The sequence below is a fragment of the Cutibacterium sp. LaCa_255 genome (genome assembly GCF_057458005.1).
In genome coordinates this window covers 934,501-955,769 of sequence record NZ_CP190956.1, presented here as the reverse complement: position 1 = coordinate 955,769, position 21,269 = coordinate 934,501, and the positions used below count along the sequence as shown (strand labels likewise).

At 63.8% G+C, this 21,269-nt stretch carries 18 protein-coding genes; 4 read left to right on the top strand and 14 right to left on the bottom strand.

The features are described from left to right. Window positions 1–29: 29 nt before the first annotated feature. From ACP8ML_RS04245 to uvrC, 3 genes are read right to left on the bottom strand one after another with little or no spacing between them, the layout of a single operon-like run. Complete coding sequence (locus tag ACP8ML_RS04245; protein ID WP_036975897.1) at window positions 30–998, bottom strand: gluconeogenesis factor YvcK family protein; 969 nt, start codon at window positions 996–998, stop codon at window positions 30–32. Further along, window positions 995–1,870, bottom strand: a complete 876-nt coding sequence (gene rapZ / locus ACP8ML_RS04240) for an RNase adapter RapZ (RefSeq protein WP_016667355.1) — start codon at window positions 1,868–1,870, stop codon at window positions 995–997. The genes ACP8ML_RS04245 and rapZ overlap by 4 nt, the downstream gene beginning before the upstream one ends. Then, the gene (uvrC, locus tag ACP8ML_RS04235; RefSeq protein ID WP_065673954.1) at window positions 1,867–3,906 is read right to left on the bottom strand and encodes an excinuclease ABC subunit UvrC; all 2,040 of its coding nucleotides are present in this window, start codon (window positions 3,904–3,906) and stop codon (window positions 1,867–1,869) included. Before uvrC ends, rapZ begins: the two co-directional genes overlap by 4 nt. A 104-nt stretch (window positions 3,907–4,010) precedes the next feature. Between uvrC and ACP8ML_RS04230 the strand changes: the two genes are divergently transcribed. Together ACP8ML_RS04230 and ACP8ML_RS04225 are read left to right on the top strand one after the other, a co-directional pair. Next, window positions 4,011–4,757: a histidine phosphatase family protein gene (locus ACP8ML_RS04230; protein WP_016667353.1), complete on the top strand. Its 747-nt coding sequence runs from the start codon at window positions 4,011–4,013 to the stop codon at window positions 4,755–4,757. Window positions 4,758–4,773: 16 nt separating this feature from the next. Further along, window positions 4,774–5,181 (top strand): Rieske (2Fe-2S) protein, encoded by a 408-nt coding sequence (locus ACP8ML_RS04225; RefSeq protein ID WP_065673953.1) that lies wholly within the window; start codon window positions 4,774–4,776, stop codon window positions 5,179–5,181. 5 nt (window positions 5,182–5,186) lie between these two features. Here ACP8ML_RS04225 and uvrA read toward each other — a convergent pair whose 3' ends face one another. Then, window positions 5,187–8,132 carry an excinuclease ABC subunit UvrA gene (gene uvrA, locus ACP8ML_RS04220; protein WP_117189361.1) on the bottom strand — a complete coding sequence of 982 codons (2,946 nt, stop codon included), beginning with the start codon at window positions 8,130–8,132 and terminating at the stop codon, window positions 5,187–5,189. 154 nt (window positions 8,133–8,286) lie between these two features. Between uvrA and ACP8ML_RS04215 the strand changes: the two genes are divergently transcribed. Next, window positions 8,287–9,030: a maleylpyruvate isomerase family mycothiol-dependent enzyme gene (locus tag ACP8ML_RS04215; RefSeq protein ID WP_081302705.1), complete on the top strand. Its 744-nt coding sequence runs from the start codon at window positions 8,287–8,289 to the stop codon at window positions 9,028–9,030. A gap of 46 nt (window positions 9,031–9,076) precedes the next feature. After that, window positions 9,077–9,733 (top strand): MBL fold metallo-hydrolase, encoded by a 657-nt coding sequence (locus tag ACP8ML_RS04210; protein ID WP_221268928.1) that lies wholly within the window; start codon window positions 9,077–9,079, stop codon window positions 9,731–9,733. A gap of 11 nt (window positions 9,734–9,744) precedes the next feature. Here the strand turns inward: ACP8ML_RS04210 and ACP8ML_RS04205 are convergent, their stop codons facing one another. The 10 genes from ACP8ML_RS04205 to ACP8ML_RS04160 form a co-directional block, all read right to left on the bottom strand. Further along, on the bottom strand, window positions 9,745–10,110 hold the full coding sequence (locus tag ACP8ML_RS04205) for a hypothetical protein (RefSeq protein ID WP_016667348.1): 366 nt from the start codon (window positions 10,108–10,110) through the stop codon (window positions 9,745–9,747). Between the two features lie 228 nt (window positions 10,111–10,338). Then, window positions 10,339–11,331, bottom strand: coding sequence for a TerC family protein (locus ACP8ML_RS04200; RefSeq protein WP_065673950.1), 993 nt, complete (start codon window positions 11,329–11,331; stop codon window positions 10,339–10,341). 204 nt (window positions 11,332–11,535) lie between these two features. Next, entirely contained in the window at window positions 11,536–13,641 is a 2,106-nt protein-coding gene (gene uvrB, locus ACP8ML_RS04195) for an excinuclease ABC subunit UvrB (RefSeq protein ID WP_065673949.1), read from the bottom strand. A 128-nt stretch (window positions 13,642–13,769) separates the two neighbouring features. After that, window positions 13,770–14,405: a dephospho-CoA kinase gene (gene coaE, locus ACP8ML_RS04190; RefSeq protein WP_486703036.1), complete on the bottom strand. Its 636-nt coding sequence runs from the start codon at window positions 14,403–14,405 to the stop codon at window positions 13,770–13,772. Then, window positions 14,405–14,878, bottom strand: coding sequence for a transcriptional regulator (locus ACP8ML_RS04185; RefSeq protein WP_486703035.1), 474 nt, complete (start codon window positions 14,876–14,878; stop codon window positions 14,405–14,407). The genes coaE and ACP8ML_RS04185 overlap by 1 nt, the downstream gene beginning before the upstream one ends. 38 nt (window positions 14,879–14,916) lie before the next feature. After that, window positions 14,917–16,590: an amino acid ABC transporter ATP-binding/permease protein gene (locus ACP8ML_RS04180; RefSeq protein WP_081302704.1), complete on the bottom strand. Its 1,674-nt coding sequence runs from the start codon at window positions 16,588–16,590 to the stop codon at window positions 14,917–14,919. Next, window positions 16,587–18,272: an ABC transporter ATP-binding protein/permease gene (locus tag ACP8ML_RS04175; protein ID WP_065673947.1), complete on the bottom strand. Its 1,686-nt coding sequence runs from the start codon at window positions 18,270–18,272 to the stop codon at window positions 16,587–16,589. The genes ACP8ML_RS04180 and ACP8ML_RS04175 overlap by 4 nt, the downstream gene beginning before the upstream one ends. Then, window positions 18,272–19,078, bottom strand: a complete 807-nt coding sequence (locus ACP8ML_RS04170; protein ID WP_016667340.1) for a heme ABC transporter ATP-binding protein — start codon at window positions 19,076–19,078, stop codon at window positions 18,272–18,274. Before ACP8ML_RS04170 ends, ACP8ML_RS04175 begins: the two co-directional genes overlap by 1 nt. Further along, window positions 19,075–20,136, bottom strand: coding sequence for a FecCD family ABC transporter permease (locus ACP8ML_RS04165; protein WP_117189280.1), 1,062 nt, complete (start codon window positions 20,134–20,136; stop codon window positions 19,075–19,077). Before ACP8ML_RS04165 ends, ACP8ML_RS04170 begins: the two co-directional genes overlap by 4 nt. Further along, on the bottom strand, window positions 20,133–21,236 hold the full coding sequence (locus tag ACP8ML_RS04160; protein WP_117189281.1) for a heme/hemin ABC transporter substrate-binding protein: 1,104 nt from the start codon (window positions 21,234–21,236) through the stop codon (window positions 20,133–20,135). The genes ACP8ML_RS04165 and ACP8ML_RS04160 overlap by 4 nt, the downstream gene beginning before the upstream one ends. Between the last annotated feature and the right edge of the window lie 33 nt (window positions 21,237–21,269).

Genomic DNA, 21,269 nt, shown 5'->3' with positions numbered 1-21,269 from the left:
AAGGGTGACAGGGTGATCTTAGGCGACAATCAGCGAGGCTGGACGCCCATGATGTTGGCGTATGCCGACGCCAACCGCAGTGGGTCATGCCGAGCCGATCCATCGCGCATTGCCAAATCGTCGACGACGATTTCAGCTCCCAGATTGTGCGCAAACGATTCCAGATGGGGATCCTGACCAGCAAACCCGCGATCGACGAGGACGACGTCGAAACGCATACGTGGCTCGTGCTCGGCGATGACCTCAAGATGTCGCGCGGGGCTGAATCCGTCCGTTTCATCAGCTCCCGACACATTGAGGGTGAGGATCTTCCGCGCCTTCGACTCAAGGATCGCGTCGACGATCTCAGGCACCAGGAGATGCGGCATGACCGAGGTGAACCACGATCCCGGCCCCAGGACGAGGTTGTCGGACTCGCGAATCGCCTCCAACGCCTGAGGGCAGGCCTCGGGTTCGGAGGGCTCCAGCCTCACCTTGAGCACCTCGGCCCGGGTCTTGGCGACCGTGGCCTGCCCGGTGAGGGTGTACTCCTCGTCCGGCTGATTCGGGTCCAGGCCGACCACTTGGGCGCTGATGTCAAGCGGGGTCAGGGACATCGGCAGGACGCGACCCCGAACGTCAAGGAGCTGACCGACCATGTCCAGGCCGGACACAGGGTCGCCAAGCTCCTGCCACAGGCCCGCGATGAGCAGGTTACCGATGGCGTGACCGGCGAGCTCACCGATGCCGTTGAAGCGCGCCTGCAGCACCTCGGCCCAGGTACGTCCGAGGTGATCATCAGCACACAGCGCGGCAAGAGCACGACGCAGGTCTCCCGGCGGCAGGATGTCGAATTCCTCGCGCAGCCGACCGGAAGAGCCACCGTTGTCGGCGACGGTGACCACAGCAGTGAGCCGGTCTGTGAGCCGCCGCAAGGCACGCAGCGACACGGCCAGCCCGTGTCCACCGCCGAAGGCCGTGACAATCGGCAACTTCGAGGGGGTTGACACCATCGTCATTCCTTCCCAAGATCTCGGTGCAGGACGGCGGTGCGGTGCCCCCGATCCGCCAGACGAGCGGACAATTCCTCGGAAATGGCGGTACTGCGATGTTTCCCGCCGGTGCAGCCAACGGCCACCGTGACCTGCTTCTTGCCCTCACGAAGATACCCCGGTGCCATGCCAGCCAGGAGTTCCTCGACTCGATCGATGAACTCGGTCGCGCCGGCCTGGGCCATGACATAGGAGGCGACGTCGGAGGACAGACCCGTCTTGGGACGAAGCTCAGGGACCCAGTACGGGTTCGGCAGGAAACGCACGTCGAAGACGAGGTCGGCGTCGATCGGGACCCCACGCTTGAATCCGAAGGACATCACCTGGAAGGCCAGGCCCTCGTCGATCCCCTCGGCGAAGGCGTGGTCGATGCGTTGGGCGAGCTGTCGAGCGGTGATGGAGGTGGTGTCGATGACGAGGTCAGCCTCGGCACGCAGGTCGGAGAGCATGCGACGCTCGAGGGCCACGGCGTCGAGGAGATGACCTCCTTGTTGGAGCGGCATGGGACGACGGCTGGACTCCTGACGACGCACGATGGTCTCGTCGGAGGCTTCCAGGAAGACGATGGCGGGGTCGATGCCGCGCTCGTCGAGGGCGGCGACGGCCACTCCCAGGGTGTCGAACATGATCCGACTTCGAACGTCGAGGACGACTGCCAGACGATCGATGTCATTAGCGCCGATCTCGTCGACAAGCGCCCCCAACATCACCGGGGGCAGGTTGTCGACGACGTACCAGCCCAGGTCCTCCATGGCATGGGCCGCGGTACGACGGCCAGCACCGGAGATGCCGGAGATGATGACAACTCGCGGGGTCCTGGTCGTCTGTTCGGTGCTCACGGCTCAAGGGTAGTGCTGTTATCGGCATCAGCCAGTCCGTCAGCGTCAGCAACCTCGCCGGTTGCCGTGTTGATCGCCTCACCGGGCTTGTCCTTGGAGAGGGCCGCGACGACCTCTCCCGCGAGTTTGGGACCGAACCCAGGAATTTCGGCGATGTCCTCGACGGTCGCCTTCCGCAGCGCTCGCACTGATCCGAAGTGAGAGACGAGGGCCTTGCGACGGGTCTCCCCCAGTCCGGACACCCCGTCGAGTACGGACTCCACCATTGCCTTGGATCGCTTGGACCGGTGAAAGGTGATGGCGAACCGGTGAGCCTCGTCACGAAGACGCTGTAGTAGGTAGAGCCCCTCGGAGGTGCGCGGCAGGATGACCGGCCACTCCTCGTCGGGGAGCCACACCTCCTCCAGGCGTTTCGCCAGCCCGCACAGTGCGATCTCATCCTCGAGGCCGAACTCCTCGAGCACTTCCTGGGCGGCGTGTACCTGAGGTGCGCCGCCGTCGACGACGATGAGATGCGGAGCGTAGGCGAACTTGCGGGGAGCGCCAGTGGTGGGGTCGATGAGGGAGCCGACGTCACCGTCAGGGGTTTGGGCCTTGGCCATGGCGTCGCGGTCCTCGACAAGGCGACGCAGCCGGCGCGACAGCACCTCGTGCATGGCGGCGAAGTCGTCGGACCCCTCGAATCCCTTGATGATGAATCGCCGATACTCGGACTTGCGCGGCATGCCGTCCTCGAAGACGACCATCGACCCGACGACGTTGGTTCCCTGGATGTGGGAGATGTCGTAGGACTCCATCCGCAGCGGGGCGCGGTCCAGACCGAGGGCCTCCTGGATCTCCTCCAGGGCTCGGGTTCGAGTGGCCAGGTCGGAGGCTCGCTTCAGTTTGTGCTGGGCGAGGGTTTCCTGGGCGTTGCGGGTGACGGTGTCCATGAGGGTCGCCTTGTCACCTCGACGGGGAACACGGATCTCGACGTGGGAGCCGCGTTCGGAGCTGAGGATCGTGGACATGACGTCGGGATTCGCGGGATTGGTGGAGACGAGCACCAGTGGCGGGACGGCATTGCCATGACCGTCATCACGAACCTGACCGTCACTGGAATTGATGCCGTAGAGCTGGGTGAGGAAGGTCTCCATCAACTCGGCCTCGTCGGCGTCGTCGGCACGGTCTGCCACCCAGCCTCGCTCACCACGGATGCGACCGCCGCGAACGTGGAAGATCTTGACGCCCACCTCCAGCGGGTCGACGGCCATCGAGATGACGTCGGCGTCAGTCCCGTCACCGAGGACGACGGCATTGCGCTCCAGAGTCTTTGACAGGGCTCCCAGGGAGTCGCGGATGACGGCGGCACGTTCGAATTCCAGGTTCTCGGAGGCCTCCGCCATCTCGGCCTCAAGCCGTTTGACGATCTTCGTCGTCCGGCCCGCCATGAAGTCACAGAACTCGTCGGCGATCTCGCGGTGGGCCTCCGGGGTGATCCGACCGACGCACGGCGCCGAGCACTTGCCGATGTAGCCGAGCAAACATGGACGCCCCTGGTTCTTCGCCCGATTGAAGACGCCGGTCGAGCAGGACCTCATCGGGAAGACCCGCAGCAAGGTCTCGACGGTGTCCCGGATTGCCCACGCCTGGCCGAACGGTCCGTAGTAGCGCCACCCCTTGTGATGAGCACCGCGACCGACGAAGACGCGCGGATACTCGTCTGTCCAGGTGAAACACAGCCACGGGTAGGACTTGTCGTCGCGGTACATGACGTTGAACCGCGGATCGAATTCCTTGATCCAGGTGTATTCGAGCTGGAGGGACTCGACCTCGTTCTGCACCACCGTCCATTGCACGTGGGCGGCCGTAGTGACCATCCGTTGAGTACGCGGGTGGAGGGCCGAGATGTCCTGGAAGTAGGAGTTGAGCCGGTTACGCAGGTTCTTGGCCTTGCCGACGTAGATGACCTGCCCGTGCTCGTCACTGAATCGATAGACCCCTGGTTGAGTGGGGATGGTCCCCGGGGCAGGACGGTAACTGGACGGATCGGCCATGGGGCAAGCCTAGGGGCCATGACGACGTGGTTCCTCTCTCCGTCCGAACGCCCCCGTCCTGCGGGCGGGAAATGCTCCAGCAGCTTCACCGGTAGGCTGGCCACGTGCATCTTCTCCTCATTCGCCACGGCCAGTCCGAAAACAATGCCAATGCGGCAAAGTCCGTCGAGGCATACCGTCAAGGGCGCAAGCCTGACCCCGAACTCACCGAATTGGGACGACATCAGGCTGAGGCCCTGGGGACATGGATCGGGTCAGTCTCTCCGCGACCGACCAAGCTGTATTCCTCCCCCATGATGCGCACCATTCAGACGGCAGCCCCGGTCGCCGAAGCCCTCGACATGCCCATCACCGTCAGCGACCTCATCTTCGAACGCCCCGGTCCAGTTGAGATTGTTGACGGAGTCGAGACCGGTCACCCCGGGTCACCGCTGTCGGCCCTGTCTGCCATCACCGATCGCGCCGTCTTCCCGGAGACGATTACCGAGGAGGGGTGGCGCGAGGCCCGCATCGAAACTGCCGCAGAGGCGGCAGATCGTGCCGGTCGTATCGCCGAATGGGTGCGGGAGGCACACGATGACGACGATTGCATTGCCCTGGTGGCCCATGGAGCCATCGGATCGATGCTCCTGCTGCACCTCATTGCCCCACGACTTGCCGCTGATCTGCGCAATTACCCCATCGGCAGTGAACCCCACTGGGTCGGCCTGCAGAACACCGCCACCTCGATGATCGAGCTTCACCCGAATGGGTATGAGGTTCATTGGATCAATCGGGTGGATCACCTCATCGAGGCAGGTATGGTTCACGGCGCCGTCGCCGCCTCCACAGGCAACCCCGGCACCCGCTGAGCACGAAGGAGAGACCATGTCCCCCACTCGACGCGAGATCCTGCGTACCGCTGGCGGCGTCGCTGCCCTGGCCACCACCGGAGCGGTCACCGGTTGCAGCACCTACCAGAACTCCAATGACGTCCACACCGGCCCGGCGACCATCAAGGCTGTTGATGTCCCGGTGGGCGGCGGAACCGTGATCGACGGCACGAACTTCGTCGTCACCCAGCCCACCAAGGGCACCTACAAGGGCTTCGTGCGGGTGTGCCCACACGCTGGATGCCAGGTCGACGAGGTCCGTGACGGCTCCCTGCTGTGCCCCTGCCACGGTTCGGAGTTCGACATCACTGACGGTCATGTCACCAAGGGCCCCGCTACTGCTGGCCTGGGCAAGGCCAAGGTGACCGAGAAGGGCGGCACCTTGAGCGTCAGCGGTTCCTGAACCGCTCAGCGGGCCTTCTTCCGCGAGGTCTTCCTCCCACCCTTCTTCTTGGCCTCAGCCGGCTCCTCGATGAGGGGCGGCTCGTCACCAACCGGGACTTCCCGCCCGGCCAGGATCTCGGCGAGGAACTGCCCTGTGTAGGAGCCGTCGACGGCGGCCACCTGCTCGGGAGTCCCCTCCGCGACGACCATGCCGCCACCGTTACCACCTTCGGGACCCATGTCGATGATCCAATCGGCGGTCTTGATGACATCAAGGTTGTGCTCGATGACGAGTACCGAGTTGCCCTGGTCGACAAGTCGTCCCAGCACCAGCAAGAGCTTGCGAATGTCCTCGAAGTGCAGACCTGTCGTGGGCTCGTCGAGAACGTACAACGTCTTGCCGGTGGAACGTTTCTGCAACTCTGAGGCCAGCTTGACGCGCTGAGCTTCGCCTCCCGACAGGGTCGTGGCCGGCTGCCCCAGCCGGACGTAACCCAGCCCCACCTCGACGAGGGTCTTGAGGTGACGATGGATCGAGGAGATCGGCTCGAAGAAGGAGGACGCCTCCTCGATGGGCATGTCGAGCACCTCGGCGATCGTCTTGCCCTTGTAGTGAACCTCCAAGGTCTCGCGGTTGTACCGGGCCCCGTGGCAGACCTCACACGGCACGTAGACGTCAGGAAGGAAGTTCATCTCGATCTTGATGGTGCCTTCACCCTGGCAGTTCTCACAGCGTCCCCCCTTGATGTTGAAGGAGAACCGGCCCTGCTGGTAGCCGCGCACCTTGGCCTCGGGGGTCTGGGCGAAGAGGGCACGAATCTTGTCGAAGACCCCGGTGTACGTTGCCGGGTTCGACCTCGGCGTCCGCCCAATCGGGGACTGGTCGACATGAATGACCTTGTCGATCTCCTCGACGCCGGTCATCGTCTCGTGCTTGCCAGGGACCGCCCGAGCTCCGTGAATCCGGTGTGCCAACGAGGTGTAGAGAATCTGGTTGACCAGAGTCGACTTGCCAGAACCACTCACTCCCGTGACGACGACGAGCTGGCCCAACGGGAAGGTGACATCCACGTTCTGCAAATTGTTCTCACGAGCGCCCTTGACGACCAACTCCCGTCCGGTTCGGGGACGTCGGCTCGCCGGCAACGGGATGGACCTCTTGCCCGACAGGTAGGCACCCGTCAGCGACCTCTCGCTGTCCAGCAGATCGTCGACGGTTCCCGAGACGACGACCTCTCCGCCGTGCTCGCCGGCTCCCGGGCCGACATCGACAACCCAGTCGGCGACGCGAATGGTGTCCTCGTCATGCTCGACGACGATGAGCGTGTTCCCGAGATCCCGCAGCCTGACAAGGGTGTCGATGAGACGGCGGTTGTCGCGCTGGTGCAAGCCGATGGAGGGCTCGTCGAGGACGTAGAGCACACCGACCAGTCCCGAACCAATCTGAGTGGCCAGTCGGATGCGCTGAGCCTCACCGCCCGACAGCGATCCGGCTGACCGGGACAAGGTCAGGTAGTCCAGACCGACATCGACAAGGAACCGCAGCCGCGCTCGCACTTCCTTGATGACCCGCTCGGCAATGGTCGCCTCACGCTCCGTCAGCGCCAGGGCATTGAGGAATTGCGAGGCCTCCCCGATGGACATGTCGGAGACCTCGGCGATGTTGCGATCGCCAACCGTCACGGCCAAGCTCGTCGGCTTGAGTCGCTTGCCCTGGCAGTCACGACATGGCACCTCGCGCAGGTACTGTCCCCACCGGGAGCGGGCGGCGTCGGTCTCGGCCTCGTCGTAGCGACGACGCACGTAGTGCAGCACTCCCTCGTAATTCTGCGAGTAGGTGCGCACTCGGCCGAACCGGTTGCGGTACGAGACCATCACCGGATCGCCCTCGCCATGCATCACCAGCTTGCGCGCCTTCGCGGGAAGTTCTGACCAGGGCAGGGCCGCGTCAAAACCGTGGCTCTCCCCCAGACCCGCAAAGACGTGCTGGTAGTGGTTGGCCACTCGCGGCCCTGACCACGGCGCGATGGCTCCCTCGAGCAGACTCAGCCCTGAGTCGGGAACCACGAGTTCGGGATCGACCTCGAGGGTTGCCCCCAAACCCGAACACGTCGGGCACGCTCCCCAGGGGCCGTTGAAGGAGAACTGGCGAGGTTCCAGCTCATCGATGTCGATGTCATGCTGGTTGGGGCAGGCCATCGTCTCGGAGAATCGACGTTCGCGATGCGGGTCGGAAGGGTCACGATCGACGAAGTCGATACCCACGATCCCGTGGGCCAGACCGAGGGCGGTCTCCACGGACTCCGTCAGACGCTGCTTGGCCGACGGTTTGACCGCGATCCGGTCGACGACAACGTCGACGTCATGCTTGCGTTTCTTGTCCAGGGGCGGCACCTCACCGAGTCGATGGACCTCACCATCAACGCGCACACGGGTGAAACCGTCAGTCGTCAGCTGCCGGAAGAGTTCGATGTACTCGCCCTTGCGGCCACGGACGACCGGCGCCAGCACCTGGAACTTCGTGCCCTCGTCCAGGGCCATCAACCGATCGACGATCTGCTGAGGGGTCTGACGGTTGATGAGCTCCCCACACACCGGGCAGTGGGGCTTGCCGATACGGGCCCAGAGCAGACGCAGGTAGTCATGGATCTCCGTGATCGTGCCGACCGTCGAACGTGGGTTGCGGGACGTGGACTTCTGATCGATGGAGACAGCGGGGCTGAGACCCTCGATGAAGTCGACGTCTGGCTTGTCCATCTGTCCGAGGAACTGGCGGGCGTAGGAGGACAAGGATTCCACGTAACGACGCTGGCCCTCAGCAAAGATGGTGTCGAAGGCAAGGGAGGACTTCCCCGATCCTGACAAGCCAGTGAACACAATCATGGCGTCCCGGGGAAGATCCAGGCTGACGTTGCGCAAATTGTGCTCTCGGGCACCGCGGACGATGATGTGGTCACTCACAGGCTTCATGGTAGAGGCCATGGAAGACAGTTCTGTGGCTCTGCGCGGTCGGCAGAACGGAACACGGACGAGCCTCCTGAGGCACTGTGGGCCTGGGCCCAGCAGACCCATCCGGTGGCCATTGATCTGGCAACTTCCTTGAAGTGCAAGTAGGTTGGACGACATGAGCGCAGCCACACGACCTCCAGGTCTGTGTCCGAGCGCTCCCCTACCCGAAATCCGCACTGCCAAACGGGAAGCGACCCAGCGACTTCTCGGGGCCACCATGGGCTTGTCGGATGAGGAGTGGCAGGCCCCCAGTCGCCTGGCTGGATGGACCCGCGCGCACATTGCGACCCATATAGCCCGCAATGGCGAGGCCCTGGAAACAGTGACGAGGGCCGTTGTCGCTGGCCGTGAGGTGCCCCGCCTGTATCCCTCTGACGAGGTCCGCGACGGCGACATCGAGCGCGGTTCGGAACGCACCGGGGTGGAGTTGCAGATCGATTTGGACACCACGGCAGGCTCCCTCAATGCCACCTTCGATTCTCTGGAAGGCATGGAACCAGGCACTGCGGTTTGGCTCACTGACGACATCCGTGTCGACGCCACCGACCTGCCTGCCCTGCGGCTTGCCGAGATCGCACTCCATCACGTCGACCTCGCTCTTGGAATGACCGTCGACGACCTCCCTGTGGTCGCATCCCGTACCTTGTTGGAGTGGGTGTGTTTCCGGCTGCGGGACCGCCCGGAAGTCCCGGCCATGCGTATCGTCTCCGATTCGGGTCTGACTGATCGTATCGGCGGGGTTGGATTCGCTACGACGGTTCATGGGCCTGACGGTGCGCTGGCAGGATGGTTGTCAGGCAGAGGTGGGACCGAGCGTCTCGCCGGGGCCGACCAGCTCGCCGTCCCCATGCTCATCTGACGGGGACGCCCAGCGGATCGCCCGCTCGTCCCAGGAAGGAATCGTCATGACGCTCCACCACGTCGGTCCGGTACCTGGGGCTGAGTTCATCAGGGTCAACGAGGATATTGACCTCATCAAGGTGTCGGTGGGCCCGATGGACAACAACGCCTATCTCATTCGTCCCGAGGCCGGTCCTGCCATCCTCGTCGACGCGGCAGCGGAACCCGGTCGGCTCAAGGCCCTCGTCGGCGACGACGAGGTCGGCGCCGTCATCACGACCCACCGTCACTCCGACCACACCGGAGCTCTCGCTGACGTCATTGCTGCGACGGGCGCCCAGCCCTGGTGCGGCAAACCCGACGCCGAGGCCATCGAGGCCAGCACCGGCGTGACCTGCCGCACGGTGTGGGACGGGGATGTCTTCCGCCTCGGCAACATCGAACTCGACGTCATCGGCCTGGTGGGTCATACCCGCGGATCCATCGCCCTCCGACTGCGCGGCAACCCGAGTGACCACATCCTCACGGGAGATTCCCTCTTCCCCGGTGGCCCTGGACGGGTACAAAATGACACCCAGTTCGCCACGCTGATGGCGGACCTGGAGAAGAAGGTCTTCGGGGTCTACAACGATGAGACGGTCATCTGGCCGGGACATGGGCTGCCGACGACGCTGGGTGCAGAGCGGCCCCATCTGGGCGAGTGGCGCGAGCGGGGCTGGTGACGGAAGTCGTTCTAGAGGTCCACATGCCTACGATCGGGCGCTTCGCCGACCACGGTCAGGGTTGCGTTTGCGTCGGCATGGTGGACGGCGCCTTCGAGCGTCTGGTTCAGTATCCACGACAGCGAACTCAGCACGTCCTCACCACCACTGCACGCTTCGACCAGCCCATCGCCGCGCCGAAGCAGGGACGCTCCCCCGTCCAGTATGTACTCCTCTTCGCTCGCGTGGTCGCGCGACAACTCCGCCCAGGCCTGCTCCAGGGCGACAGCCGGCGCCACCTGGATCAGCACCGTCATCAGCTGGGCCTTCTCAGCTTGCTGGGCCACTTTCACCGTGGGTGCCCATACGTCCGAATCCCATGGGAACGAGACTCGCATTTCCCCTCCTCTTCCTCTTCGTCAAGGACCTGTCCAAGTGAGCTCGACCTCGACCCCTCCACGGTACGTCGTAGCGGTCGAGCAGATCCGCGCAGAAGGACATCTCATCATGGCACCACTCGGCACTCCCCTGCCCTGAACCACGAGACAGCGCCGCGGCATCCCTGCTCATCTCCGCCAGTGGCGGGAACGCGGCTGGTGATCCCAACCGCTCATGTCCTGCCGAGATCAGGCTTCGATCTTGGTCTTTGCGTCGTCTCTCTTGCTCTTGATGATGCTCGCGACGGTGGTGAGGACCAAGGTCGCGACGATGGTGATCAGGGACACACCGATCGAGATCTCCGTGCTGATGCCCAACCACGCCTGGTCCAGGCCATAGTGGTGCATGGCGTGGCCGATGAGCTTGAGAGCGATGAAGCCCAAGATGACCGCCAGGCCCAGTGACAGGTACGCCAGGCGCTCGAGCAGGCTTCCGATGAGGAAGTACAGCTGGCGCAGGCCCATGAGGGCGAAGACGTTGGCGGTGAAGATGAGGTAGCCCTCGCTCGTCAGACCGTAGGAGGCTGGGATGGAGTCCAGGGCGAAGAGCAGGTCAGTCATGCCGAGGGCGACACAGACCGTGAACATCGAGGTGGCCAGGATCTTGCCGTTCTCACGAACGAAGAATCTGGTGCCGCGGTAGTCACCGGTGGTCGGAACCGTACGCTTGAGCCACGCCAACAAGCGGCCGTTCTCGCCGGTGACCTCATCCTCGTCATCCCGGTGACGGTACTCACGCACCTGGTCGATCGCCGAGTACAGCAGGAAAGCACCGAAGATGAAGAACACCCAAGCCCAAGCTTCCAGGATCGCCTGTCCCAGAGCAATGAAGACACCTCGAAAGACCAGGGCGACGATGATGCCCACCAGCAGGGCAAATTGCTGCAGCTTCCGTGGAACGTCGAACTTCTCCATGAGGATGAGGAAGATGAACAGGTTGTCGATCGACAAGCTGTACTCGGTCAACCACACCGCGAAGAACTGACCGCCTGCGGAATGCCCTTGCAGGATCCAGACGCCCAAGCCGAACAACACTGCCAGGCCGACGAACACACCGACGAAGGTGGCACATTCCTTGGTGGAGGGGACGTGAGGCTTTCGCCCCAGGACCATGACGTCCAAGAAGAGCAAGGCCCCCATCACAAGGATGGTGATGATCCAGACATACGCGTGAACGTGCAAAACCGGGCCTCCGAGGGAATAGAGAGAAGGTCCGGAGGTCTCGTCCGCACCGGCGCGGCAGGTGCCGTTTTACCGGGGCTGTGCAGCCGGACCGTGATGACACGATCGTGATGACGACCACACTCTTCTCAGGAGTACTCCCCTCCAGGGGTTCTCATCCTCTCACACCCGCATCATCCGACGCGAGTCGAAACCGTGCGGGAACTAGCGATTCGCCTCCACCATCTGGCGCAATTCCTTCTTCAGGTCCGCAATCTCGTCGCGAAGACGAGCCGCCACTTCGAACTTGAGCTCGCCAGCAGCAGAGCGCATCTCTTCGGTGAGCTCGACGATGAGGTTGCCGAGATCTTCCTCGGCCATCTTCGAGGCGTCCAGGCGCTTGCCCTGGGCCGCCCGCTGCTCGTCGGTGATCATCGAGTTGTAGCCGCGATGGCCCTTGCCATAGTTGAACTTCTCGACGAGAGCGTCGGTGTCGGCCTCCTCGCGGGCCAGCATCTCGGTGATGTCGCCGATCTTCTTGCAAAGCGGTTGCGGGTCGATGCCATGCTCCTTGTTGTAGGCCATCTGGATCTCGCGACGACGATTCGTCTCGTCAATGGCGACCCGCATCGAGTCGGTGATCTGGTCGGCGTACATGATGACCTGACCGTTGACGTTTCGAGCGGCACGGCCGACGGTCTGGATGAGGGAGCGTTCCGAGCGAAGGAACCCTTCCTTGTCCGCATCCAGAATGGCCACCAGGGACACCTCCGGAAGATCGAGCCCCTCTCGCAACAGGTTGATGCCGACGAGGACGTCGAACTCTCCCATGCGCAGTTCCTTGAGCAGTTCGATGCGCTTGAGGGTGTCGATCTCCGAGTGCAGGTACCGGGTGCGTATGCCGTGTTCCATGAGGTAGTCGGTGAGATCCTCGGCCATCTTCTTGGTCAGGGTCGTCACCAGGACACGATCACCGCGATCCACTCGGGTGCGAATCTCGGCCATGAGGTCGTCGATCTGGCCGCGAGTGGGCTTGACAATGATCTCAGGGTCGACCAGTCCCGTCGGGCGGATGATCTGCTGGACGACGCCATTGGCCCGCTCGGTCTCGTAGGCTCCGGGCGTGGCCGACAGGTAGACGGTCTGGCCGATCCTCTGGGTGAACTCGTCGAATTTGAGAGGGCGGTTGTCCATCGCGCTGGGCAGTCGGAAGCCATGCTCCACGAGGGTGCGCTTACGGCTCATGTCGCCCTCGTACATGCCTCCGATCTGCGGGACGGTGACATGGGACTCGTCGATGACGAGCACGAAGTCCTCGGGGAAGTAGTCGAGCAGACAGTTCGGGGCCGAGCCGGGAGCGCGTCCGTCAATGTGACGCGAATAGTTCTCGATACCGGCACAGGCGCCGACCTGCTGCATCATCTCGACGTCGTAGGTGGTGCGCATTCGGAGTCGCTGGGCCTCCAGCAGTTTCCCGTCCCGTTCCAGGACGGCGAGGCGTTCCCCCAACTCCTTCTGGATGGACGCGATCGCCCTCTCCATGCGCTCCGGTCCAGCAACGTAGTGGGTCGCCGGGAAGACGTAGACCTGCTCGTCCTCGCTGACGACCTCGCCGGTAAGAGGATGCATGGTCGTGAGGGCCTCGATCTCGTCTCCGAAGAACTCCACGCGCAGGGCGTTCTCCTCGTAGACCGGGAAGATCTCCAGGGTATCTCCGCGCACTCGGAAGGTGCCCCGCTCCCCCGAGATGTCGTTGCGGACGTACTGGTTGGTGACGAGGTCACGCAGCAGCTCGTCACGATCCCATTCCTGCCCGACCTCCAACGGGATCATCCGGTCGACATACTCCTGCGGAGTACCCAGACCGTAGATGGCCGAGACGGTCGCCACGACGATGACGTCTCGCCGGGTCAGCAGGGAATTCGTCGCGGAGTGACGCAGCCTCTCGACCTCCTCGTTGAGACTGGAGTCCTTCTCGATGAAGGTGTCCGTCTGAGGGATGTACGCCTCGGGTTGGTAATAGTCGTAGTACGAGACGAAGTACTCGACGGCATTGTCCGGGAAGAAGGTGCGCAGCTCCTGGGCGAACTGGGCCGCCAGGGTCTTGTTGGGCTGCATGACGAGCATCGGCCGCTGCAACTTCTCCGCCAGCCACGCCACCGTGGCCGTCTTACCAGTACCAGTGGCACCAAGCAGGACGACGTCCTGCTCACCGTTCTTGACCCTCTTCTCCAGCTCCGCAATGGCCTGCGGCTGGTCGCCAGAGGGGTCGAACTCACTGACGACATGGAAGGGCGCAACACGGCGAGTGATGTCGGTAACTGGACGCATGGGGACAACCCTAGTTCGGTGCCACCCCGACGCGGGCCTCCGGATTTCAGCTCGGTGGGAACTCGGACCAGGGCAAGGACAAGGAGATGTGCCACGGTGCCAGGGAGGGTGACCGATTCTACCGCTGATCACCGCCAGGTCGTCCACGCCCCCAGGATGTGGGTCCAGGCTCGGTCCACCGCGTGGGGAAGGTCCTCGAGCGGACCGCTAGTGTCGATGACGATGTCAGCGACCCCCAGACGCTCCCTGCGCGAGGCCTGGGCACGGATCCTGGCCCAGGCGTCCGCCCCGGAACGGCCGTCCCTCTCAACCACACGTCGCACCTGCTCGGCAGGATCGACATCAGTGACGAGGACCGTGTCGAACTCGTCAGCTCTGCCAGTTTCCACGAGCAGGGGAATGTCGTGGACCACGACGACTTGTTCGTCCGCAGCACGGGCTTCTTCGTCAACTCGCCGTGCAGCCTCCTCGACCAGAGGATGGATGATCCCTTCCAGACGTCGCCTGGCCGCTGGATCAGCGAAGACGATGGCCCCCAGCGCAGGACGGTTCAGGGAACCATCCTCGGAGAGCACCTTCTCACCGAATGCCTCGACGACCTGGCGAAGTCCCTCGGATCCGACTGCGACGACGTTCCGGGAGAGCTGGTCGTAATCGACGATGACGGCCCCGTGCTCGGCCAAGAGCGCGGATACCGTCGACTTGCCGCTGGCGATTCCGCCCGTCAAGCCGACCCGGATAATGCTCTTCTGACGACCGGACATCAGGCTGGGGTCTTCTCGTCAGACGGGGTCGCCGACCCACCAGGAGCCACGGTGCATTCCAGCGGAGTGAGGCGCCAGGCCTTACCGGACTGGTCGATGACCATGGTCCACTGATCCTCCTGTGGACGACAGGTGGCAGGCCGGTCCTTGGCGGTCTCGGCATTGCCCTGGATGATGTCATCGATGTCGTCGTCACCGCTGAAGGCCTGTTCCATGGACTCGTTGACCTTGCCGCCCGAGTCCATCAGGCAGACCGTGACGGTCTTGCCCTTCCATCCCCTGACGGCGGTAGCCGTGGCGGGCTCGACCATTTTCTTGGCCAGGGCGGAATCGCACGTCAACTCGACGTTGGAAACGTCGGAACTCGCCTGGGTCGTTGCCGGCCTCGACCCTTCGTCAGAAAATGAACAGCCAGTCAACGCCGCGGCAGCAGTCAAGATCAGGACTGCCGTGGCCACTCGCGCAGCCCTCATGACACCTCCATCGGTCGTGGCACCAGCATAAGGGCGCGTCACCCCATCGTCGCCGGTTCAACCAGGTGTCCTCTGTCCATGACGACGACCTCACCGTCATGATCCTGGCCATGACTGATCTCCACCACCGTCACTGCCGGCAGGCATCGTGCAAGATTGGTTCGGATCTCTGCCGCCAGACGTGGATCAAGGGATGCGGTGAACTCGTCCAACACGAGGATGCGAGGCTGCTGCAGGATGGCCCGTGCCACCGTCAGTCGCTGGGCTTGACCTCCCGACAGTCTCGTTCCTCGTGGGCCGATGACGGTGCCCAGACCGCGGTCCATCCCTCGCACCTCCTCGGCCAGTCCGACTTCCCCAAGCACCTGCCACAAGTCATCGTCGCTGGCATTGGGAACGGCCAGTCGTAGGTTGTCCGCGATCGAGGCGTTGAGCAGCTCCACGCGCTGGGACACCACCGCCATGGTGCGACGCAGGGAGTCCAAGGTGAACGACGAGACCGGCTCACCGTCGAGGAGGATCTGTCCGGAGTCAGGGTCGTGATGGCGCAGCAGCAGATTCACCAAGGTCGTCTTGCCTGAACCGGACGCCCCGGTCACGACGATGTGCCCACCTGCAGGAACGCTGAGGCTCACGTCTTCAAGAGCAGGAGCCAAAACTGTTCCATCGGCCTCGCGGTAGGAGAAGGTGACGTCGCGCCATTCGACTGTCGGAGCATGGTCCAAGCACAGTTCTCGTGGTCCATCCACGACCTCCATGGGCGAGTGGCTGATCTGCCACAATCGTCGCGCCGCCGCCAGGGAATGGTCGAGATACCCGACGGCGTCCTCAATCCCGCGCGGTCCCTCGACAATCCTCAGACCAGCGGCGGCCAGAGCGCACACCCCCACAGCGCCGATCCCCTCGTGGATCGCCATCAGGGTCACCGAGACGACGATCCCCATTGCCGCCGCCACGCACGCAGCTCGTCGGACGGCGACGTATCGACGGGCCCTGGCCGATCCTTCCGCGATCTGTCCGTCAAGATGAGCCATCTCGGCCATCCGGTCCTGCTGGCGACCGTATCCCACCACTTCAGCTGCGCCGAAGACGGAATCCGTGACGTGAGCCGCGAGCTCGCGTCTCAGTCCGAGGACCTCGTGGGTGGCATCCAGACTCGATCTCGTCCCGACGACGAGTAGGACTGCAATGAGAGCCACCAGCACGACGGCAGGTATGGCCACCACCGACCATCCGTAGAGTGCTCCGCCTGTAACGACAGCGATGAGAGGGGCCAGGAAAGCCGCCACGACGGGAGCAAAGGTGTGCGCGTAGACGACCTCGATGCGGTCGACGTCTCGGGTGAGACTGGCGAGAACGTCACCGGTGCGCGAATGGCTGACGACGGCCGGAGCCTTGGGCCACAGCTGGGAGAAGGCGTGCGTTCGCAACACCTCGAGGGCCTTGAAGGCCACGTAATGACCGCTGAACTGCTCCAGGTAGAAGGTCACGGCCTGCACCAGGGCCAGCCCGACCAACCATCCCAGCCAGGCCCACACCGACCATCCGGAAGTGACGACGGCAACCATTCCTCCGGCCGCCACTGCGAACAGCCCCATGTCGGCAACCAGGTGGACGATCCTCATGACGGCCGAGAAGTAGAGAGGAGGATGAACCGGACGTGTGATTCCGGTGAGCCACGTCACGACCTCGTGTGTCGACGGTTCGGTCATACTCGGTCCTCGCTCTCGACTCTGTCAAGGTCCTCACCGGTCACCCCGTCGGCGCCGACTGGCACGAGGGTGCCGTCCGTGACCCGGTAGACGTCACGGGCCAAATCCAGGAGACGGCGTCGATGGGTGACCATGACGACCGTGGTGTCGTCACCAATCCTGGAGATGGCGTCGATGATGCGCTGTTCGGAATCCATGTCCACGTGGGAGGTGGGCTCGTCGAGCAGGAGGATCTTCCGCCCGGACAGGAAGGCCCGAGCCAGCGAGATGCGCTGGGCCTGGCCGCCCGAGAGCAGGCAACCCTGTTCACCGACATCAGAATTCAATTCACGAGGCATTGACGCCACATCGTCGGCGATGTCCGCGCGTCTCAGCGCTTCCCACATCTGCTCCGCGGTGGCATGCGGATTAGCGACAGCGAGGTTGTCGGCGATCGTGCCGGCAAACAACCAGGTCCGCTGGTTGACCGATGCACTTGCTCCACGGATGGCGCCGGCCTCGGCCATCTCGGCGTCAAGGCCGTCGACGACGACCTGACCACAGTGCGGGGGCAGCGTCCCTGTCATGACCCCGAGGAGGGTTGACTTGCCAGCCCCTGACCGCCCGACGATCGCGGTGCGTGATCCGTGCGGGATGACGAAATCAACGCCGTGCAGGATCTGCGAGTCCCCATAGCAGACGGTGACGTCGCGAAGCGACATGGCTCCCGAACCGTCACCTGTGCTGGTGACCGAACGACGCGACGCTGCGGTCTGCGGAGCCTCGTCGAACCACCTGCTAATGGCCTTCTCCGACGCCTTGCCGCCCATGCCGATGTAGAAGAAGGCCGCCACCTGGTGCAGCGGCTCCAACAACAGAACCGAGAGCAGCACGATGGTGATGGCTGAGCTCGCCGTGATGTGGCCGTTCTGCCACCGCGTCATGGCCATGCCTGCCGACATGACGATGAAGAGGAGGGAGAACAGGCCGTCCACGACGATGATGACGACTTGGTTTCCGGCCAAGAGCTTCATGATCGTTCCGCGGTTGGCCTCCCCTCGCTGTCGCAGATCATCCTCGACTCGTTGGCCGGCTCCCAGCATCCTTATGAGGACGAGGTTCGAGATGGCGTCCAGGTAGCGAGCAGTCAGGCGTGCTCGTTCCCGCCGGGATTCCGAGGACCTCTTACGGAAGAGCTTGAGGAATCCCTTGATCAAGGTTGGAATGAGCGGGCACATCACCAGCAGGACAAGTCCCGTGAGCCAGTCCAGACCAATGAGGATCCCGAGGCACACGAGGACGGGGGTGGTCAGCGCCGCGATCATGTCGGGACGGAACACCTGGCGGTACTCACTCACCCGCTCGGCGTTGTCACCAGCCAGGATGACGACCCTGTCACCTTCATCCGGAGCAGGTGGAGCGGAGAGGGATCGTCGATAGAGGACGTCGAGTACTCGGGGATGCAGGGCAGCCTCCTCGGCGCGGGCATGACGACCTGACATCCCCATGGCTGCACCTGCGGCTACGGCAGCGACGACGCCGCCGACTCCCATCGCCCAGTACCACCCGGAGCCGAGGACGAACCCCTCAAGGCGACCACCGACGGCCTGCCCCACGGCGACGAGGACAAGTGCCGTGGCAGCAACTTCGAGAAGGTGCACCGCAGCAACTTGTCGAGCCCGGTGGGGTGATCGGGGCGACATCACCGATGTTGCATCTCTGGGCATGGTGTCCTTCGCTCGTCGCGGGTGGGGTTCCAGGGACGTCTGGGCAGAACGACGAGATCCCCGGTCGACAACGTGATGACGTCGATGGGCCATCCGTACACGGAAGTGAGGTTACCCTCCGTGATAACCTCCTCGGGATCGCCGACGGCCACGAGTTTTCCTGCGGAAAGCAGGGCAATGCGATCGCAGCAGGCCGCAGCCAATCCGACGTCATGCATCACCGCAACCACTGCGCATCCCGCTGCAGCCAATTCCTGGCATATCTCCATGGTGCGTTCCTGATGACAGATGTCGAGAGCAGCAGTGGGCTCGTCGAGAAACACACAGGGGGTGTCCTGGGCCAATACCCGGGCAAGGGTCACCCGGGAGCGTTCTCCCCCGGACAGAGCGGTGACCTCTCGGTCCGCCAACCCAGTGACTTCGGTGCGCTCCATCGCGGCCTCGACGAGAATGGCGTCCTCTGGGCCGCGTGGATGCGGGGAACGACCCATCATGACGATGTCGTGAACCAGGTAGGAGAACGGGAACTCGCTGAACTGGGGCATCACGGAGCGGCGGAGGGCCAGGTCGGGTCGCGCGATATCCTGCAGCGGAACCCTGTCGAGTTCAACGGTTCCCTGCCAACCGTCGAGGTCTCCGCACAGCACGCTCAGCAGAGTCGTCTTGCCGGCCCCGTTGGGCCCGAGCAAGCCGACGAATTCTCCGGCGCGGACGTCAAGATCGACTCCGTCCAGGATTGTCCGCTCCCCGTACCGAAAGGAAACACCACGGGCACGAATCATCCCGACGCTCCCCCTCGTCGCATTCCTCGTCGCAACAGGATGAAGAAGGTCGGCCCACCCACGATGGCCGTGAAGATGCCGATGGGAAGATCGGCGTAGGGGACAAGGGTGCGAGCTGCGACGTCCGACAGGGTCACCAGCAAGCACCCACCCAGTATGGAGGCCGGGATGAGCCATGTGTTCGCTGGCCCGATGACCAGCCGAAGCACATGAGGCACGATGAGGCCGACGAATGCGATGACCCCGGCATAGGCCACCGCCGCAGAGGTGAGCAGGGCGGTGAGCGCGATCGAGGACAGCCTCAGCCGATTGACGTTGATACCGAGGTGCCCGGCAGCCCTCTCCCCCAGGGCCAGAGTGTCGAGCCTGGCGGCAAGGAACACGGCCCAGACGATGCCGACGGCGGCCACCGTCCCGATCGTCGCCACCTGATTCCAGGTGGCCCCGTTGAGGGAACCCATCTGCCAGAAGACGATCTGGTCTCGTGCGGTCGTCGGGGCGACATAGGTTGACACTGAGGTGATCGCCGAACAGACCGCCGTCACCGCGATGCCGGTCAGCACGAGTGTGGTCGATTCTGTCCGTCGTCCGGATCGCGCCATGACGTAGACGGTGCTAGCAGCCAGCAGCCCCGAGAGAAAGGCAGCCGCGGGAACCCCGAATCCGGCCAGGAAGGTGGGAGCCACCACGATCATGATCGATGCCCCCACAGCAGCCCCCGAGGAGACCCCGATGATGCCGGGTTCAGCGAGCGGGTTGGAGAACAGCGCCTGCATGACGGTTCCAGCCACCGCGAGGCTGGCTCCCACCAGAAGGCCCAGGACAATGCGGGGGAACCGGATCTGCCACAACACGGACTCCGCCAGGGGGTCAGCCAATGAGCCGCCAAAGACTCCTCCGACAACGTCAGTGGCCTCGACTCGGTACTGCCCGACCATCGCCGAGAGCAGCACGAGGCAGCACACGATGACAACCAGGATGATGAAGGTGACGACTCGGGTTCGCGCTCGTCGGGCAATTCCCGTTCGCGCAGTCACAGGTTGGACGAGAGCACTCATTTGACCCCGTACAGTGCCTTGGCGACCGAGGTCAGCACCTCACCGGTCTGCGGTCCGAAGGACAAGGAGATACCGTCCGGGATGGCGATGACGCGATGGTTCCTGCCCGCAGTGGTGTTGGCCACCCCAGCTCTCGCCAGCAGACCCTTCATGCCACCGGTGGACGTCAACCCGTTTTTCATGACGAAGATGGCATCCGGATTGAGGGAGACGAGGGACTCCGCATTCGCGGGGGCGACGCTCTTGATGCCCTTGTCTCCGGCGACATCGTCGCCTCCCACGCCATGGATGAGCTCACTGGCCCCGTCCTGCGAGCCGAGGATGAAGAAGATCCCAGCGGTGCCGCGCACGTAGAGGAAGGCGATCTTCATCGGCTTCTTCGGGGCCCACTGAGTTATTTCCTCCTTGGCTGCGTCGATCTCATCACGGGCACGCTTCACCAAGGCTTCACCGGCGGCGGGCTTGCCGACTGCTTTCGCAACCGTACGGATGAGGTCAGCGGTCTTGTCGACGCTGCGATGGGGGTTGACGAGGACGACCGGGATCCCGGACTTGCGAAGCTGATCAAGGGCTTCACGGGGGCCGAGGCTGCGGTCGGCAATGACGAGGGTCGGTTTGAGGGCGGCGATGGCCTCGACGTTGAGGGTGTGGCCGTTCTCGGTGACGACGGGAAGATTGTGCAATTGTTTCTCGGTCGACGAGACGGTGCGCCCGACGATCTTGTCCCCCATGCCCAGTCCGATGAGGGTACGGGAGAGGGTGCCGTAGAGGTCGAGGGCCAGGATCCGAGAGGTGTCGGTGACCGTCACCGTGTTGTTCTCGACGTCGGTGACCGTGACTGGCAGCTTCTGGCCGAAAGACCCGTCGACCGGCTTTGGGTCCGACAGGTCCGGCACCTCAGTGAGGCCGCGAAGGTTGCGAGGGTCAGGCAGCCTCGGCGCCGCAGTGGACGGAGTCGCCGAGTGGGTCGGGGACGGGGACGTTGTGGGGGCAACGGAGTGGGGCGATGTTTCTGACTGCGTGGCCGAGGGGCCACACCCGGCAACCAACATCGCGAGTACGAGGCCGGCTCCGGCAACTCGACGGCGCATCCGGATCATGCAACGACCTTTCGGGAGGATGGTTGGGGGGTG

Coding starts and splice junctions, on each gene's coding strand:
- ACP8ML_RS04180 (WP_081302704.1), bottom strand. CDS start 16,590: ATGACCGAACCGTCGACACACGAGGTCGTGACGTGGCTCACCGGAATC.
- ACP8ML_RS04165 (WP_117189280.1), bottom strand. CDS start 20,136: ATGAGTGCTCTCGTCCAACCTGTGACTGCGCGAACGGGAATTGCCCGA.
- ACP8ML_RS04225 (WP_065673953.1), top strand. CDS start 4,774: ATGTCCCCCACTCGACGCGAGATCCTGCGTACCGCTGGCGGCGTCGCT.
- ACP8ML_RS04205 (WP_016667348.1), bottom strand. CDS start 10,110: ATGCGAGTCTCGTTCCCATGGGATTCGGACGTATGGGCACCCACGGTG.
- ACP8ML_RS04185 (WP_486703035.1), bottom strand. CDS start 14,878: ATGAGGGCTGCGCGAGTGGCCACGGCAGTCCTGATCTTGACTGCTGCC.
- uvrA (WP_117189361.1), bottom strand. CDS start 8,132: ATGAAGCCTGTGAGTGACCACATCATCGTCCGCGGTGCCCGAGAGCAC.
- ACP8ML_RS04170 (WP_016667340.1), bottom strand. CDS start 19,078: ATGATTCGTGCCCGTGGTGTTTCCTTTCGGTACGGGGAGCGGACAATC.
- ACP8ML_RS04245 (WP_036975897.1), bottom strand. CDS start 998: ATGACGATGGTGTCAACCCCCTCGAAGTTGCCGATTGTCACGGCCTTC.
- ACP8ML_RS04215 (WP_081302705.1), top strand. CDS start 8,287: ATGAGCGCAGCCACACGACCTCCAGGTCTGTGTCCGAGCGCTCCCCTA.
- coaE (WP_486703036.1), bottom strand. CDS start 14,405: ATGTCCGGTCGTCAGAAGAGCATTATCCGGGTCGGCTTGACGGGCGGA.
- ACP8ML_RS04210 (WP_221268928.1), top strand. CDS start 9,077: ATGACGCTCCACCACGTCGGTCCGGTACCTGGGGCTGAGTTCATCAGG.
- uvrC (WP_065673954.1), bottom strand. CDS start 3,906: ATGGCCGATCCGTCCAGTTACCGTCCTGCCCCGGGGACCATCCCCACT.
- ACP8ML_RS04160 (WP_117189281.1), bottom strand. CDS start 21,236: ATGATCCGGATGCGCCGTCGAGTTGCCGGAGCCGGCCTCGTACTCGCG.
- uvrB (WP_065673949.1), bottom strand. CDS start 13,641: ATGCGTCCAGTTACCGACATCACTCGCCGTGTTGCGCCCTTCCATGTC.
- ACP8ML_RS04175 (WP_065673947.1), bottom strand. CDS start 18,272: ATGTCGCCCCGATCACCCCACCGGGCTCGACAAGTTGCTGCGGTGCAC.